The organism is Arachidicoccus ginsenosidivorans, assembly GCF_007971385.1.
GTDB classification, from domain to species: domain Bacteria; phylum Bacteroidota; class Bacteroidia; order Chitinophagales; family Chitinophagaceae; genus Arachidicoccus; species Arachidicoccus ginsenosidivorans.
In genome coordinates this window covers 3,330,326-3,348,065 of the sequence record NZ_CP042434.1, presented here as the reverse complement: position 1 = coordinate 3,348,065, position 17,740 = coordinate 3,330,326, and the positions used below count along the sequence as shown (strand labels likewise).

General features: G+C 40.7%; 13 protein-coding genes. 9 read left to right on the top strand and 4 right to left on the bottom strand.

Annotated elements, in window-relative coordinates; all coding sequences use genetic code 11:
- Positions 1 to 144: 144 nt before the first annotated feature.
- A complete protein-coding gene (gene dcd / locus FSB73_RS13375) occupies positions 145 to 681 on the bottom strand; it encodes a dCTP deaminase (protein WP_146783071.1) in 537 nt (178 codons plus the stop codon).
- 75 nt (positions 682 to 756) lie between these two features.
- Here dcd and FSB73_RS13370 point away from each other — a divergent pair, with 75 nt between their 5' ends.
- The 4 genes from FSB73_RS13370 (at position 757) to FSB73_RS13355 (ending at position 4,519) form a co-directional block, all read left to right on the top strand.
- Positions 757 to 1,383: a 4'-phosphopantetheinyl transferase family protein gene (locus tag FSB73_RS13370; RefSeq protein ID WP_146783068.1), complete on the top strand. Its 627-nt coding sequence runs from the start codon at positions 757 to 759 to the stop codon at positions 1,381 to 1,383.
- 381 nt (positions 1,384 to 1,764) lie between these two features.
- Positions 1,765 to 2,721: a UDP-3-O-(3-hydroxymyristoyl)glucosamine N-acyltransferase gene (locus FSB73_RS13365; RefSeq protein WP_146783065.1), complete on the top strand. Its 957-nt coding sequence runs from the start codon at positions 1,765 to 1,767 to the stop codon at positions 2,719 to 2,721.
- A 215-nt stretch (positions 2,722 to 2,936) separates the two neighbouring features.
- Complete coding sequence (locus FSB73_RS13360) at positions 2,937 to 3,356, top strand: VanZ family protein (protein ID WP_158639547.1); 420 nt, start codon at positions 2,937 to 2,939, stop codon at positions 3,354 to 3,356.
- A 395-nt stretch (positions 3,357 to 3,751) separates the two neighbouring features.
- Complete coding sequence (locus tag FSB73_RS13355; RefSeq protein ID WP_146783059.1) at positions 3,752 to 4,519, top strand: lipoprotein signal peptidase; 768 nt, start codon at positions 3,752 to 3,754, stop codon at positions 4,517 to 4,519.
- Between the two features lie 119 nt (positions 4,520 to 4,638).
- Here FSB73_RS13355 and fumC read toward each other — a convergent pair whose 3' ends face one another.
- Positions 4,639 to 6,039 carry a class II fumarate hydratase gene (gene fumC, locus FSB73_RS13350; protein ID WP_146783056.1) on the bottom strand — a complete coding sequence of 467 codons (1,401 nt, stop codon included), beginning with the start codon at positions 6,037 to 6,039 and terminating at the stop codon, positions 4,639 to 4,641.
- A gap of 455 nt (positions 6,040 to 6,494) precedes the next feature.
- On the opposite strand from fumC, the gene FSB73_RS13345 reads away from it, so the two are divergent.
- The 5 genes from FSB73_RS13345 (at position 6,495) to FSB73_RS13330 (ending at position 13,745) form a co-directional block, all read left to right on the top strand.
- Positions 6,495 to 6,917, top strand: coding sequence for a hypothetical protein (locus tag FSB73_RS13345; protein WP_146783053.1), 423 nt, complete (start codon positions 6,495 to 6,497; stop codon positions 6,915 to 6,917).
- Between the two features lie 20 nt (positions 6,918 to 6,937).
- Positions 6,938 to 7,090: a hypothetical protein gene (locus FSB73_RS23310; RefSeq protein WP_158639546.1), complete on the top strand. Its 153-nt coding sequence runs from the start codon at positions 6,938 to 6,940 to the stop codon at positions 7,088 to 7,090.
- 74 nt (positions 7,091 to 7,164) lie between these two features.
- Positions 7,165 to 8,298, top strand: coding sequence for a hypothetical protein (locus FSB73_RS13340; RefSeq protein WP_158639545.1), 1,134 nt, complete (start codon positions 7,165 to 7,167; stop codon positions 8,296 to 8,298).
- Positions 8,299 to 8,310: 12 nt separating this feature from the next.
- Positions 8,311 to 12,873, top strand: coding sequence for a DUF6443 domain-containing protein (locus FSB73_RS13335; RefSeq protein WP_146783047.1), 4,563 nt, complete (start codon positions 8,311 to 8,313; stop codon positions 12,871 to 12,873).
- A 614-nt stretch (positions 12,874 to 13,487) separates the two neighbouring features.
- Entirely contained in the window at positions 13,488 to 13,745 is a 258-nt protein-coding gene (locus FSB73_RS13330) for a hypothetical protein (RefSeq protein WP_146783044.1), read from the top strand.
- 1,624 nt (positions 13,746 to 15,369) lie between these two features.
- Here FSB73_RS13330 and hutG read toward each other — a convergent pair.
- Positions 15,370 to 16,392 (bottom strand): formimidoylglutamase, encoded by a 1,023-nt coding sequence (gene hutG / locus FSB73_RS13325; protein WP_146783041.1) that lies wholly within the window; start codon positions 16,390 to 16,392, stop codon positions 15,370 to 15,372.
- Positions 16,382 to 17,695, bottom strand: a complete 1,314-nt coding sequence (gene hutI / locus FSB73_RS13320; RefSeq protein ID WP_225973994.1) for an imidazolonepropionase — start codon at positions 17,693 to 17,695, stop codon at positions 16,382 to 16,384. The genes hutG and hutI overlap by 11 nt, the downstream gene beginning before the upstream one ends.
- Positions 17,696 to 17,740: the final 45 nt, after the last annotated feature.

Below are 17,740 nucleotides of genomic sequence, written 5' to 3'. Positions count from 1 at the left end.
AAGGTGTTTTGGTCAAAAATAAAGCATTCTCGAGTAGGTAGCAGCCAAATACAAGCCGCAAATTAAATGTGCAACGCAGTAAACTAACAATCGCTATTCAGTGTATCAGAAAATATCCAAAAAGGGCTAAGCTGACCGTACAGGTTAAAAGGAATTCTTCCACATCATACTCTCAACCGGCTTATTAGGCTGGCCACTGTATTTTGCATTTTTCTTCTGGTTGTATTTAATCTCAATCTCTCCTTCGACCGGAAAATAAATTAATTGACCGATTGGCATAAACTTATAAACCCTGACAGGCTGTTTGCAGGAGATTTCAAGGGTCCAGTTACCACAAAACCCTACATCGCCCTTCCCTGCTGTTGCATGAATATCAATACCTAACCGACCAGTAGAGGATTTCCCTTCTAAAAACGGCACGTGTTCATGTGTTTCAGTATATTCCTGGGTCACTCCAAGGTAAAATCTATCGGGTTGCAGCAAAAAGCCTTCCTCAGGAATCTCAAAAAATTCGATTTCATTATGCCTTTTGGCATCGAGTTCCAGGTCTTTGTACATTGCCAGTGTGCTGCCTAAATGTACATCATAACTATTACTGCCCAGTTGTTCACGTACAAAAGGTAATATCTTGATTGTCCCTTTGTCCATTTCTTCTAAAATCCTTTTATCCGATAATATCATGAATGCCTTGTGGTTTAAGATTATATTTGCAAATATATAGCTTATCCAACATTTTTAAAGAAACCCGCAGTTTATATGCCTTTGTTTTATCACGACACCCCCGCAGAAGATATCCGGTTAGCCATTTGGCAGATAACAGAACAGGAAGATTTCTTCCTGGCCAAAGTACCTTTAAGCAAAGTCATCCAACATCCCCATAAAAGAAAACAACACCTGGCTGGCAGGTACCTGCTTGCCTTTTTGGCGCCCGATTTCCCGATTGGTGAAATTGCGATAGCCGATAGTAAAAAGCCGTATCTAAGAGATGATAAATACCACTTTTCCATCTCTCACTGCGGCGATTACGCCGCAGCGATTCTCAGCAAAACAAAAAGAGTAGGTATTGACATTGAAATCTTTGATTCAAAAATCCTGCGTATTCAACATAAGTTTTTAAGTAATAAGGAGCTGGATTTTATAAGGCAGGAAAAGCAAAATCCATTATCTCTGTATACCACCTTATGGTGCGCCAAGGAAGCGATCTACAAATGGTTCAGTTTTGGACGTGTTAATTTTAAAGAAAACATCCAATTATCCCCTTTTTTATTAAAAAACGATGGATGTTTTAATGGTCGTTTTGTAAAAGAAAATACGGATGCTGCTTTACTGGTAAGATATAAACTATTCCAGAAGATAAGTATGACGTGGGTTTCAGAGGAATAAAAAATATCCCGCACGAGGCGGGATATAGATAAAAATGTGTTAGTAAGCACGAAAAAATAATTTCCGTACACAATATTAAAACTACTTTTGGCTAATGCAAAATAATTTCCCTATTTTTTTATGCACAATTGTCTTTTGAATTGTGCATTACTTCCAAATCCTGATCAGATTTTCCTTTTTTTGACGATCCATTTTTCACATTTTGTCAGTGCATTTATTTAAATCTTCGACCCGACAGCACTGGATTTTTTATGTCTTAGATGTACCTTAGTCTGGTCAGTCTAAATCAGACCAAGAAATAACAAACTTATTGGCAATAAATTAGCCAGCTATCGTAATTTTGGCCTCAAATAATTAAAACCACTTAATCCTGATTCGACCATGGAGTTTCCACAACCTGTAAGCGCAAAATGGATCGCTGAATTAATCAACGCCGAGCTGAACGGTGACGCAGATTTAAAAGCCAGCGGTATAAATGAATTACACAAAGTCAAAACAGGGGACATTGTTTTTGTTGACCATCCCAAATATTATGACAATTGCCTCAGTAGCCTCGCTAGCCATATAATTATTAATGACAAAACAGTTAAAAAACCTGAAGGTAAAGTCCTGCTTTATACTGCAGAACCTTTTGAAGCCTATCTGAAAATCGTGCAACACTTCAGACCATTTACTGCCGCTGCCGCAATGATTGATCCCAGTGCAGTCATCGGCGTTAATACCATTATCAGCCCAGGTGTATTCATTGGTAAAAATGTGATTATTGGCGACGATTGCCTGATCTATCCCAACACGACAATCAGTGATTATACACAAATTGGCAACCGTGTTGTCATCCAATCTGGTACTGTTATCGGCAGCGATGCTTTTTATTATAACACCCGTAAAACTGAGCCAACCTGGTATCGTAAAATGCAAAGCTGCGGTCAGGTGATCATCGAAGATGACGTAGAAATTGGTGCAAATTGTACGATCGACCGAGGAGTTACAGATGCTACCCGGATCGGTCAGGGAACCAAAATTGACAATCTGGTGCATATTGGCCATGATACTGAAGTTGGTCGTAACTGTTTATTTGCTGCCCAGGTGGGTATTGCCGGGGCTACTAAAATAGAGGACGGGGTTACGCTTTGGGGCCAGGTGGGCGTGAGTAAAACCCTGACCATCGGCCAAAATGCAACTGTGCTGGCACAAAGTGGTGTACCTTCTTCTTTAAAAGGTGGCAAGACCTATTTTGGTTATCCAGCCGAAGAGGCCGGGTACAAAAGAAGAGAGTTGGTATGGGTAAAACGCATCCCTGAGCTCTGGAAAAAGGTATTTCAGGAAGAAAATAAATGATGAGGTATAAGACTTACAAACAGAGCAGTGTTATATGCAGCCGATAATTTTGGCCTGATTTTAGTCTGAACTACTTAAGTTATACAATTTAAAAATGGATTTTCCGGGTTCAAAGCTGCTCTTCTAGGATCAAATCGCAGTACTTTTTATTGCGTTTACCCTTTTCATCAGAAACTAGCAGTTGGAAATGATTGAATGAATAAAACAAATTGATTTTGAGTCAACAACCGACCCTTTTAAAGCGACCCAGTCTGATTGAGTTTATCCCTTTTATTATCTGGCTGCTCATCATATTTATCTTACTGACTTTGCCTGGTAAGGATTTTGCCAAGGTGGATATGCGCATTCCATTTGAGGATAAGATTGTCCATATGGGGCTGTTTGGTGGTGTCGTATTTTTCTTTGGACTCGCCTATCGTAAACTTCCTTTCACCTTTGTAAAGACCAGACTTGTTTTTATGGTACTGATTGCCACGGCTTATGGTATCATTATGGAGTTTATTCAGAAATATTGCACCAATCACTCCAGGTCATTTTCCTATGAAGATATGTTAGCCGATGGCCTGGGTGCCATTATCGGCTACTTTTTGATCCGCTATATTATTCTTAAACTTAATGCCAAAATGCTAAAATAAGCCCTTGATAAGCTTGTTTATCTATTTGAATGAAGCGTGCCTAATTTAAGCATGTCTGTTTTTTGGGCAAAAAAAGCACAGGGATAACAGATAATTTTATTGTCCAACATTCCAATCTGTGCGTTTAAGCCAGCCAATCTTTACGCCATTTGCAATAAATGGCTGGTTAGCATGCTAGTTCGTTTGGTCCAATAATCTCGTAATAGCTATTTTTTAACGTCTTTGGACAGTTTTTTTTGTAAATTCACGCAGAGTAATACCGTAGACATATAGCAGGGTGGTTATCAAAAGGCAACCAAAGGCGCCTACTTAGCCAAAAATAAATGGACAGCAGGTGTGGGCAGCTGAATTTCTATTAACTTTGCGGTAATTTTAAGTGCATTAAAAAATTAACATTGAAATCGTCGACCATCAAGGGGAAACATATTGCAGGACTCATTATACTGTTACTCTTTATTGACCAGGCTTTTAAGATTTATATCAAAACACATTATTATCTGGGCGAAGAGCATAAGATACTGGGTGACTGGTTTCGGCTCCATTTTGTTGAAAACGAGGGCATGGCCTGGGGACTTCAATTTGGCGGTTCTTTTGGCAAAATTGCGCTGACGCTTTTCAGATTGGTAGCTGTAATCTGGGGTACGTTTTACATCCGTAATCTGATTCGGAAAAAAGCCCATAAAGGATTTATTATCTGTGTTAGCCTAATATACGCAGGTGCCGCAGGCAATCTGATTGATAGTATGTTCTATGGCTTGATTTTCAATGCCAGTCACCTGGGCAGTCATCATGTAGCGCAGCTGTTCCCTCCAAGTGGCGGATATGCCCACTTTTTACATGGCCGCGTGGTAGATATGCTGTATTTCCCGATGATTGATACGGTGCTTCCAAACTGGGTGCCTTTTTGGGGCGGTAAGGAATTTACTTTTTTTGATCCTGTCTTTAACCTGGCAGATTTCTATATCTCCTTTAGCTTTTTTATGCTGCTGCTATTCCAGCGTAAATTCTTTCCGGATATGGGTAAAAAAGAGCACGGGCAGCCTTCAGATCAAAAGGCTGACTTACCGCAGGAGTTAAATCCAACGCTCAATATCCAACAGGAAAACAATACGGGCGATGAACCGCATAGCACCAGTACGGTGAATATCAAATCCATGCCATAAACAAAATGGCTGAGCCTTTTATTTAACTCAACCAATAAAAAAGCGCGATCTAAAATCGGGCATACCTGCCTAATTAGATCGCGCTTTTTTTCTATGCGGTGTATGGTCTTGAAACCGTGTTAGTCAATATCACCACACATGTTTACCGGTACCACCCACTCATCGAACTGTTCAGGGGTCAGATAGCCAAGTGCTACTGCTGTTTCCTTGAGTGTGGAACCATTTTTATGGGCAGTTTGGGCGATTTCTGCGGCTTTGTAATAACCTATTTTAGGGTTGAGCGCTGTAACCAGCATCAGGGAATTATCCACATGCTTTTTAATATTGGCTTCTATGGGCTCAATTCCAACAGCACATTTATCATTAAAGCTCTTGCAGCCATCGCCAATCAATCGTGCACTATGCAGGAAGTTATAGATCATCATCGGTTTAAACACATTGAGTTCAAAATGACCGGTCGCGCCACCAATATTTATCGCCACATCATTACCTAAGACTTGTGCAGCAATCATGGTTAATGCTTCGCACTGGGTAGGATTCACTTTGCCCGGCATAATAGAGGAACCAGGTTCATTATCCGGAATATGAATCTCTCCGATACCGCTTCTAGGTCCACTGGACAACATCCGGATATCATTGCCAATTTTCATCAGACTCACAGCCACTGTTTTTAAGGCACCATGGGCTTCCACGATGGCGTCATGTGCTGCCAGGGCTTCAAATTTGTTATTTGCGGTAATAAATGGCAGGCCTGTAAGTTCTGCAATTTTTTCTGCTACCAGTTTAGCGTAGCCTTTAGGCGTATTGATACCGGTTCCTACCGCGGTTCCGCCCAGTGCCAGTTCACTTAAATGCGCCAGTGTATTTTGAATGGCTTTCAGGCCATGTGTCAGCTGGGCTGCATAGCCGCTGAACTCCTGTCCAAGCGTAAGTGGGGTGGCATCCATAAAATGGGTTCTGCCGATTTTAACTACTTTTTTAAAGTCTTCCGCTTTTTTCTTCAAGGTGTCACGCAACTCGGTGAGGTGCGGGATGGTATTTTCAATCAGGATCTTATAAGCAGCGATATGCATCGCTGTTGGGAAAGTATCGTTAGAGGACTGACTCTTATTGACATCATCATTGGGATGTAAGAACTTTTCTTTATCGGTCAGCTGACCACCATGAAGTACATGAGCTCTGTAGGCGATGACCTCATTGGCGTTCATATTACTCTGCGTACCACTGCCGGTCTGCCAGACAACAAGTGGAAATTGATCCAGGAGCTGCCCCGCCAGCACTTCATCGGCGACCTGAGCGATCAAATCTGCTTTTTCTTTAGGTAATACGCCCAGCTGCTCATTGGTCAATGCGGCTGCTTTTTTCAGATAAGCAAATGCAGCAATAATTTCTTTTGGCATCTTATTGATGTCTGCCGCTATTTTAAAATTATCGATACTGCGCTGTGTCTGCGCACCCCAATACGCCTGGGCCGGCACTTTCACCTCGCCCATCGTATCCTTTTCAATCCTGTATTCCATACTGTAATGTTATTTAAAATGTTGACTTTAGAAGTGCAAATATACTGGGTTATTTGCAACTGACCCCTATATTCTACCAATCGTTAGCTATTTGGCAGTAAATCTGCAGATATTTTTTGGCAAGCGTCTTAATTGCTGCATGGGTAAAAAAGTCAATAAAAAGTACCCGTGCAAGACCAAAATTTAGCCTTAAAGACCCGCCTTCGTACAAACGCCCCCTTATTAAGTATATAAAATAATAATGAGTAAGTCATCACGGACGAAAATGACCAGGGAGTCCAAAATGCAGCCCAAAATAACCCCTTATATACCGATTAGCTGGTAGGCAGATAAAACAAATTACCCTTAAACAGCATCTGACTACTGATTTAAGTGTTACACCACCCTTTATAACTTCCTCCTAATATAATATTTACTGCAAGCGATTTTTTCTGGATTCTTTGACGATCCATGGTATGGATGGTAATGGACCTGCGCTACGCTACGGATTTACCTACAATACAGATGACTTGGGTGTTTATAGCGGCTACAATACGGATTACTGGGACTACCGCAAAGATTACAGAGGAGATCTGAATGTACCCAGGGTTCCTAATAAAATTGACAGCTACAGATGGTTCACTGGATCGCCTACTGCAGATCCAGATGATAGTATAATCGGAACTGCAGATGTAACCCCCATATGGATGGCCCAGGGTAGCTATCAGGAAGATACCAGCCAATCCACCGAGGCTTTAAAAGGCCTCATCTCAACCATCAGTTATCCTACAGGTGGAAAAGCCCATTTCGAATTTGAACAGAACCGGTATGAGTCATTCGTCACACCGGATAAGATAATAGGGGCGGAGGAGTACGCATTAAAACCATTCATTATATAACAGCAGCAGGACAGGACTCCTTGATTAAAAAGTATACCTATGGAACGGGGGGAGAGAATGGTTACGGTGTTACCAAAAATAATCAGGCAGATTATAATTTTATGTACCAGCAATATATAAATACGGCAGGTATTGATCAGCCCAACGACACCTTAGAAAAATTACCTATCTGAATGCCAAGCCTTTTCTAAACAATGCATATAGTAATGGCGCAGCTGTGCTCTACCCTACCGTAACAGAATATAGCTTGTCTGGTAAAAACAAACTTCCTTTAGGCAAGACCATCTATTCTTATAATATAAATTCTAATACAGTTTCTCCAGGAGTGGCGATGACGCCACTCGTTGCCGATGGCAGAGATGCCTGGAGGAATATAAAACTTTATTCAATCTCAGTTTATAAATACCAGACAGGCAGTTACATCCCTGTTAAAAGTCAACATTTTGAATACAGTGCCTTTATTACCAATCACATACCGGCTGCACAAACTTATCTGAACTGGTATTCCCCCATTGAATCCCAGCTGTTAAATCTACAACTGCCGGTGAATGGCCAGGACAAATTTCCGCATGTAAGCTTTACGATTATCTGTGGTGGACTTAAACTAATCAAAGAAACAGATACCCTATATGATGATCAATACACCTCCAGAAAGGTAATTACCTCTACTACTTACCAATATGAGGGACAGCACCTCCAGCCCTCCAGTTCAACAACCATTGACAGCAGGGGACTTAATCAAACCAGGCATTTTTGGTACCCCTTTCAAAGTGGTTTGCCTGGCTATGATGCAACCCAATCTTCGATGCTTTCCACACTTACCAGCAACAATAGAATAGGTTTTCCCGTAGAACAAAAAGACAGCACGGATGGCGTTCTTATGCATACCGCCCGTCAGGAATTTCGCTACCTGGGATCTTATCCATTGCCTGGTGCCATTTACTTCGCTCACAGAGCGGGAGCTGACTTTAAAAAGACAGAAGTACTCGCCTATGACAATCATGGTCATATCACAGAACAAAAAGGAGATGATGGCGTGCTCACTTCTTATCTCTGGGGGTATAACGGTCTTTACCCGGTAGCCAAAATAATAGGAGCCAGTTATCAGTCCGCATTTCAACTAGTCAGTGACGCTGCTTTAAATAACAGTAGTATATCCGATCAAAGCATGCGCGGCGCGTTAGACGCATTGAGAACAGGCTTACCCGGTGCCCGGATTTGGACTTATACCTATTTACCAGGCATTGGCGTTACCAGTGAACAGGGACCTGACGGAACCTTGCAATATTACTCGTACGATTCATTAGGACGCCTGATCTCCATAAGAGATAATGAGGGCAATATTTTGGAGACACACTCCTATCATAATGTAAACCCATAAACTGTCTGCCTTATGAATGATATATTTAATTTTAAAGAACTCCTTAAGTTTAATAGATGCATTTTAAATATTTTTGGAAGGTTTCTCTTGTCAGTACTCTTTATTGGGCTTAGCTGTTGCTGCTTCGGGCAGACCATTAATGGCGAATCGGAGCCTGTAGCCGGTCTGGATTATGTCTATACGTTAAATACTAATATTTCTAATGCCGTATGGAATGTCACAGGTGGTACTGTATTATCCTCTTCCTCCACCCAGGCTACCATTCGTTTCAACCAGCCACTAGATGGACCGGAGTCTTTCGGAACTGCATATATTGAGGTCACAGGCACCTACCTTTCTGCTGAATTGGATGTCATGGTGACTGCAGGCCTTAGTGCTGCATCATTAGATGGCTATCCCAGCAGCATTACTCCTGGCAACACGGTAGAGCTTTATGCAGACATTGTATATGGCGCTGCACAATATGCCTTTAGCTATCAATGGCAGGTTTCTTATAATGAGGGCTATACCTGGTCGACCTTTGCAAGTAATTCAAGTCCATCGCACACCTCACCAAGCCTCACAGAAAGTGCATTATTTAGGGTAATTGTCGATGGAGGTATCAATGTTATCACCACCAATACCTTTGCCGTTGAAGTGGCACCTCCTATTATACCTGGAGCCATGGAACCAGATGTTTCTCTTGCGCCATATGGAGGCAACTCCATGGACACCCTAAAAGCACAACCATCTACCGGTGGAAGCGGTACCATTACTTATCAGTGGCAGGACAGCTCCGCTGCCACTAATAGCGAATGGGTTGATATTGCAGGTGCCACCATCTTAAAATATTTACCGGTGAATATTACCCGTAATCACTGGTATAGGCTAAAATCAACCAGTGGAGCTCAATCTGCTTATTCCATTACTTCACATATAGATGTCATTCCGGCAGAACCCTCTAATATTAGCTCCGCTTATAATTATATCATTACGCAAAAGGGGCTAGCCCCAGAGAGCGATTCAGCAGTTTTCACTACACGACCTCTCAGTGATGCGCCGATGACGATCCAGTATTTTGACGGACTGGGCAGACCAACTCAGACCATACAGAAGAAAAGCTCATTGAATAGCCGAACGGGAACTACAGGTGACATCGTCAGTCTCCACCTCTATGACGGCTATGGAAGAGATAGCGCAGCCCTTTTGCCTTATGTAGCAACGACAAAAGATGGCAGCTACAAAATAGATGCCCTATCGAAGCAACCAGCTTTTTACAACAGCATCAATAGCCCCGACTCTGGACAAGGCGAAAACGGTTTAAACGCCCGTAGTATCCCTTTATATGAACAGTCTCCACTAAGCAGGACATTAGAGTCATTTGCGCCAGGAGACAGCTGGGCAGGAACTGCTGGACAAGCCTCCCCTGCCGCCAGACACTCCGTTAAACACCATTACGCTGTAAATACAGTAAAGGATTCTGTCAGAATATGGCAGATTGGATTTCAGTCCACTCCGGGAGCTGGGCTCAGCACGCCAACCAGCACCGGATATTACTCAGCGGGAACCCTTTATAAAACAGTCCTATTAGATGAGGCAGGTCACCAGGAGATAGAATACAAAAATAAATCAGGGCAGGTCATCTTAAAAAAAGTACAGCTTACAGCTGCATCTGATGACGGTTCCGGTAGCACACCTGCTTATGAAGGCTGGCTTTGTACTTATTACATATTTGATAACCTGGGTGACCTACGCTGTGTCATTCAACCGGATGGGGTTGCTGCCATGGCACATGGCAGCTGGGTGCTCTCCTCCACACTGCTAGCTCAGCAGTGCTTCAGGTATGAATATGACAGCAAGGGAAGAATGGTCATCAAACAGCTCCCTGGTGCCGGTGCCGTTTATATGGCCTACGATGCCAGAAATAGACTGGTTATAAATCAAGACGCAGATATGCGGCCCAGCAGCCTCTGGATTGGCACTAAATATGACAACTTTAACCGGATCGACTCTACCTGGCTGGACAGCCTGCCAGGTGTGACCTTCACCTCCATTTTGTCTGCAGCATCGAGTAGTGAAAGTTACAGAACAGCAGATATTACAGCAGCGAACCTACTGACAGCAACACATTATGATGACTACTCTGGTATAGCGATGCCAACAGGCTTATCGGCCTCCTACAAAAGCACCTGGACCAGCTATTTAATGCCAGCCTCTAACAACACGTTCCCTTATGCCCAATTACCGCAGCAGATTACCGCCACCACACCTGTAAACACCAAAGGGAAAGTTACCTGGACCAGAACTAAAGTACTGGATGTCAGCCCACTGACCTTTATTACCACAATCAATATCTATGATAAAAAAGGCCGGGTCATACAGACGCAGAAGAGCAATATTACTGGCGGCCTTACTATTTACTCCACACAATATAGCTGGTCTGGTCAGCCCCTGGTCAGCATAAACTGGCAATCTAAATTGGGCACCAGACCCGACACGGCGGTTTTAGTGACCAAAATATCCTATGATAAGCTTTGGCGGCCTATAAAAACGGAGGTAAAGCAAACCGACAGCAGATGGGGCGCCAAAACCATGCCCTCCAGCTATACAACACTCTCTACGCAGCAGTATGGAAGCCTCGGCCAACTGAAGAAGCTTTATTTAGGACATAGAAGATCTTCTGCCACCACCTACAGCACCACACCGCTGGAATCCCAGTATTACGAATACAATGCAAGAGGATGGCTATTAGGTATTAACAGACCCTATGTCAGGGATGCTGGCTCCATGGATAGTACCACCACTACCATATCCGCTCTGACGGTCTCAGGAGAGATGTTCACGGAGAGCTCCATGGATGTGCAGAGTGTTAGCTTTCCGGCGACCCATTACTTTGGTTTTGACCTGGGCTATGATAAGGTAAATAATAACCTGATCCAGGGCAAAAGCTATCTGGCCGCTCAGTATACGGGCAATATCACAGGCATGGTCTGGAAAACAGCAAATGACCAAAAGGTCAGAAAATATGATTTTACCTATGATAAAGCCAACAGATTGACGACAGCGGCCTTTGGACAGTATAAGGCTGGTGGGTTCTCTACGGCCAATGTCAATTATAGCGTCTCTAACCTGAGCTATGACCATAATGGCAATATGCTGACAATGAATCAGTATGGTTTAAAATCAGGAAGTACTTCAGCCTTGATTGACCAACTAACTTATCATTACAACACCAGCAGCAATCAGCTTAAAAATGTAGTGGACGCGTCTAATGACGCCTCCACTACCCTGGGCGATTTTCACTATACAGGTACGAAAGCAGCCTCGGCAACTGATTATACCTATGATGCCAATGGCAATTTAATCTCAGATGCAAATAAAAAGATTTCCGGGATTGTCTATAATATTTTAAATTTACCTCAGCGTATTACCCTAACAGGTAAAGGTACAATCAGCTATATCTATGATGCAGCTGGTAATAAATTGCAGAAAAAGACACTACAAGGTGGGGTAACTATCACAACCACCTATCTGGAGTCTTCCATTTACCAAAATGATACGCTGAAGTTCTTTGGCACACCACAAGGAAGGGTACGACCAGTAGGAAGTAGCTTTGTTTATGATTATTACCTAAAGGACCATCTAGGTAATACACGTATGGTTATTACGGATGATTATAACGTAGCAAGTCCAATACTAGAAGTAAACAGCTATTATCCCTTTGGACTGGAGCAGAAAGCAATCGGTGTTACAAATTATGGTTCATTGCACAATAAGTATCTCTTTAATGACGGTTCTGAATTACAGGAAGATTTAGAATTAAACTATTATTCCACACAGTTTAGAACTTACGATCCGCAAATAGGGAGATTTATACAACAAGATCCACTTGGAAATTTATCAAATAATCTCTCTCCCTATGACTTTGCCACTAACAACCCTATATTATTCAACGATTTTTTAGGCTTAGACACCGTTATTACAACGTCTCCAGAAAAAACACCTGGCTTTAATCTTGATAACCCAAATGAGTTACCAGATGTAACGATAAACGTCAATGTGGCAAACACATCATTACAAGGAGGCTTTTACAATGGCTTATATTATTACCAAATACAAGAAAAAAGTTATGCTTCTATGGGGCACTCTAGTAATACGACAAAAAGAATAGTACCCAATAGTCAATTAGAGCAGGAATTCCAAAGGATGATGGATAATCTTGAGAGTCTAAAGAATTATTATTCAGCAATAACTGATCTAACTGGCGAATCTATTCTAACCCTAAAATCAATCAAAGAATACAAAGATTTGCTCAAAATACTTTTCAAACATAGAAAAATGAATCTTTCAACAGCAACAGCCATTGCAACTATATTACAATTACGATCAATTCAATTTACAAGTCAAATAAATGATTTAGCGAAAATTCTATCAAATTATCATATTATTCATACAAATGATATTGGCAAAGGAATTTATATTATCAAGCATACAGAAAGCACAGGAACAATGGGCGGCCAAGGAGCAATTGAAAATACCGAATATTATGATGTTTCAACAAAAAAATATTTAGGAGGTGCAAATGAAAGCTATTAAAAGAAAAGAAATATGGATAATAATTGTATGCGCTACTGGAATGTTTATTTGGTTGCAAGTTCAAGGATCGTTAGAGTATCAGCAAATAAGTGCAATCAATAAATTTATGGGACACGGCATTACACTTAATAAATTATATAATTATTTCCTGTTAGCAAATTTTATAATACTTATTCTAAAAAAAAATATATCAATAGTGTTAACTATTGTATTCGAGATCGTATTATTAATCCCTATATGTTGGCTTGTATATTTTTTCTTAAAATAGCCAATTAGCGTAGGCCAAAATATACAATTTTAACCCAAATGAGTCACAAGATATAACGATAAACGTCAATAGCGCAAACACATCATTACAAAGACTTTTACAATTGCATAAATTATTATCAAATACAAGAAAAAAGTTATGCTTCGATGGGGCACTCAAGTAATACGACAAAAAGAATTGTACCCAACAGTCAATTGGAGCAGTAATTCCAAAGGATGACAAATGATCTTGAGAGTTTAAAAGATTATTATTCAGCAATAACTAATCTGACTGGCGGATCTATCCTTACTCTAAAATCAATCAAAGAATACAAAGATTTTCTCAAAATACTTTTCAATCATAAAAAATGAATCTTTCAACAGCAACAGCCATTACAACTATACTACAATTACGATCAATTCAATTTGCAAGTCAAATAAAAGATTTAGCGAAAATTCTATCAAATTATCATATCATTCATCCAAATGATATTGGCAAAGGAATTAATATTATCAAGCGTACAGAAAGCACAGCAACAATAGGCGGCCAAGGAACATTTGAAACTACAGAATATTATGACATTTCAACAAAAACATTTATAGGAGGAACAAATGAAAGATTCTAAAAAGCAATTGCTTCCATTTTTATGTATAAGTGCAATTGGATGTATTATTTGGATTATTGTAAGTAGTTATTTTACCATCCAACAAATTAAAAATATAAATACATTTTTAGGCAATGGAATCCTAAATTTTAATAATTTAATTAATTATTTCACTGTATTCAACTGCATATTAATAATTTTACGAGGAAATATAAGCATCAAGGTAGCAATTATAATAGAACTAATTTTATTATTGCCACTAGGGTTGCTAGTTTATTATTTTATGAGATAAGCACAAACTCTCATTTTCAAATATTGTCAACACTGAATCGTACATAAACAACAACATACAATCTAATATAGAGTGTTATTAAAAAAGGAATTAATACAACAATGCATTTTAAATAGACCCAAAAGCCTTGAGAGAATTTCCCTGCAAAAAAATTGTGCGACTAAGCCGGCCTGGAGGGAGTTACCCTTTAAAATATCACCATGTATATCTTCCTTATTAATTATTCTGACTATAGCATAGGTTAAACTGAATAACATACAAAATATTACATATGCGCATTTATTATATATACATAATTATGACCGCTTTTTTAATTTCTTTTGCGAGTTGTTTATCCAACAAGAAGAAAGATTGCATAGGACATTTAAGGTATGCGCAGAGCGTATACAATAAACATTTGTTGAATAATGATACTTCTAAAAAGGACCTCTTAAATATTTTAGTACAAACCAATTCTGCCTTAGAATGTCCCAGCACAAGAATAGGAGCAGTGGAACTAAAAATCTCAATCCTTTTAAATTTAAAATATTATAAAAGGGGCTACGATTTCGTAAATAGCTTAAATATTTATGATTTTAAATATTCATATAAAAAGCAAATGTGGAGGTCATTTTTTAAGGCAAAATCTTATGAAAAGAAAGGCGACTACTTAAATCAAAAAATAAATTTTCATAAAGCTGCAAATTCTGTAAAAACTATATCAAGTCAAATAATATTGCCCCTGATAATAATGGAGAGGATATTTATTATGATTTTTACGAATTAAAAAGTAAAATTTCGAGTAAGGAGGAAGTTATCACAGAATTAAAAAATTAAAAAATACTTATCCATCTAATGCCCAATTTATTGATGCATTGATACAGACGATAATTTATAAAGGTGATAAAAGCACAACAGCGACACAAAATGAATAGAAAAAAAATGCAATGTGATAGATATCCTTCTCCTGCAGAGTTATACTTCTCTAACAATTCTTTTCAATGCAAATGCCATCTTTTACTTAAATTTAGTTCCATAAGGTTTACTCTTTCCTTCCCGATTGGAAACACTTACGAGTGTCTGTTCATCTAACTACAGTATCTTCAAAACAGTTAAACTTACAAGACTGGGGATTTTATAATAGCGAACCTTTGGACACCCTCGACATCAATTTACAAACGATTTTTTCCAAAAAAAGTAAGCAGCTCCCAATTGGTTCCACTCAACAATAAAAGGTTTTGCAATCATAAATAACAATAAGCCATTCTGAGAATCTTGCCATAACACAAGAATGACTAAAATCAGTTTTAAATTTAAGTTTTCGGTCAAAAATAATCTGAAATTAAATATTAGCAACTGAAGCATATTCCATCGTTAGCTATTTGGGCCACTCATGCTGTCCGTTGCACTATAGGTTTCATCCAGTGCCAGTAAGCTATCAAAGATGATCTGTGCCCCTAACTTGGCCGTTCTGTTGTCCAGATCATATACAGGATTCAGCTCAGCAATATCCATGGAAATCACCTTACCACTGTCAAAGCAAGCCTTCAAAAGACGTCTGAAGTTACCATCGTAGAAGATGCCTGTAGCACTAGGCGCACTAACACCAGGAGCAATGGCGCTGACAAATACATCCAGATCAAAACTCAGATAAAGTGCATCCACCCCTGCGGCAAAATCATCGATTTGTTGCTGGGCCTCAGTAATCTGCTCCGAATTGATCTGTTCTACGGCAATAAATCTGGTTCCTGTTTGCCCTGCCCATTCAAAAAGTTTTTTGCTATTGGCAGAACGCTGAATGCCAATAGCTAAATAATTGAAGGGTTCCGAATCCTTTTTGCACTGCTCAGCAATCTCATAAAAGGAAGTCCCGGAATTAGGGCCATGCTCAGCTGGCGCCCGTAAATCAAAATGTGCATCAAAATTAATAATGCCTATTTTTTTCCCGGGAAGTTTTGCTTTAAGACCTGCGTAATGTCCCTGGACGATCGCGTGACCGCCGCCCAAAAGTATAGGGAAGCCTTCATTTTCAATAATTAAGGAGACCGCCTGTGCCAGATATTTGCGTGCTTCTTCCAATCTGCCGTTGATGGTGGCAATATTGCCCGTATCTAACAAATGGAGCTTTTCACTATAATGGACGGGAAGATTACTGCAGGCCTTTCGAAGTAAGTAAGGGCCGGTTGCCGCGCCGGGTCGTCCCTGGTTTCTGCGCACCCCTTCATCAGAGGCAAATCCCAAAAAAATAACATTACGAACACCTGGTGTTGGTTTAAGTGCGTTGATTTCGATGATCTGCACCTGTTGATGCAGGCGGATCAAACCTCGCTCGTCTCCATCAATACGTCCCTGCCACCAGCTTTTCTGGGGCAGCTCATAGAAAATATTACTGATCATAAGATATAGATTTTTTCCAAATTATGGCGGGTCTTAACTGACCCTGGTAATATAAAATATCTCTGTAATCTCCTGTAGGATAAGCCTGCATATCAGCTAGGCTCCCCACTTTTAGCCGGCCACGATCTGTAAGGCCCAGGGCTTTGGCGGCCCTGAAAGTGATCCCAGCCAGGGCTTCGGCCAAATGTAGCTTCTCATAGACGGATATTAATGCTGTTGAAGTTAATAGATCCCCCATGGGGGCTGATCCTGGATTCCAGTCGCTGGCAATGGCCACGGCAGCACCTGCGTCCAATAATCTTCTTGCAGGAGCAAAAGGTATACCCAGCCCTAAACTGGCGCCTGGCAAAACGGTAGCAACCGTCTCACTCGCAGCCAATAACTGAATGTCTCTATCCGTACTGGCTTCCAGATGATCCGCCGAACAGGCCCCCAGCTGAGCAGCAAGCCGGGCGCCTCCAGGGGTAAACTGATCGGCATGCACCGTAATATCAAAACCAGCCTGCTTGGCGGCCGTCAAATACCCCTTCGCCTCCGCTACGTTAAAGGCGGAGTCTTCTACGAAAATATCGATTCTTTTGGCTAACTGATCCGCCTTTATTAATGGTAATAATTTATGTTGCAATGCTGCTAAATAGTCACTATTCATACCTGGATAATCAGGCGGCTTCATATGTGCGGCCAGACAAGTAGGGATAACATCAATAATGGAAGTTTGCTGCAGACGCTTCAGTATCTTCAGTAACCGCCATTCCTGATTTATATTTAGTCCATACCCTGACTTGACCTCTGCTGTTGTTACCCCACTGAAAAGCATCTTTTGTAACCGCTTTTGCATACTTTGCATAAGGTTTTCATCCGAAGCGGATCTAGTGGCCAAAACCGTATCCATGATGCCCCCGCCCTCCTGGGCAATTTCCAGGTAAGTTTTGCCTTCCAGTCGCATACTATAATCTCTGGCTCTGGTGCCTCCAAAAAGTATATGGGTGTGGGCATCAACAAAGCCCGGCAGCAAAACCATTTCCCCCTCAATAGGAAAATAACGACAGTCCTTTTTAAGATATTGTTGTTTTAAAGAGGCAAAATCCCCCACTGCCACAATGGTTCCATCTATACTTACCACAATGCCACCATACTTTATCAGGCTCAGATCCTTTTCACTTAAAGGTCCTTTTAATGGCGCATCCTTAAAAGTCAAGACCTCACTAAAAGGACCTATCAACGTATAATCCTTCGAGTCTGTTGACGTTGCTGCATGCATCTTTCCCTTTTGAGCTATTTGTATAGGATCTGGTTGGATCATATTGCATTAAGTTTTTTTTCAGTACGATAAATAAACTTTGTCCGT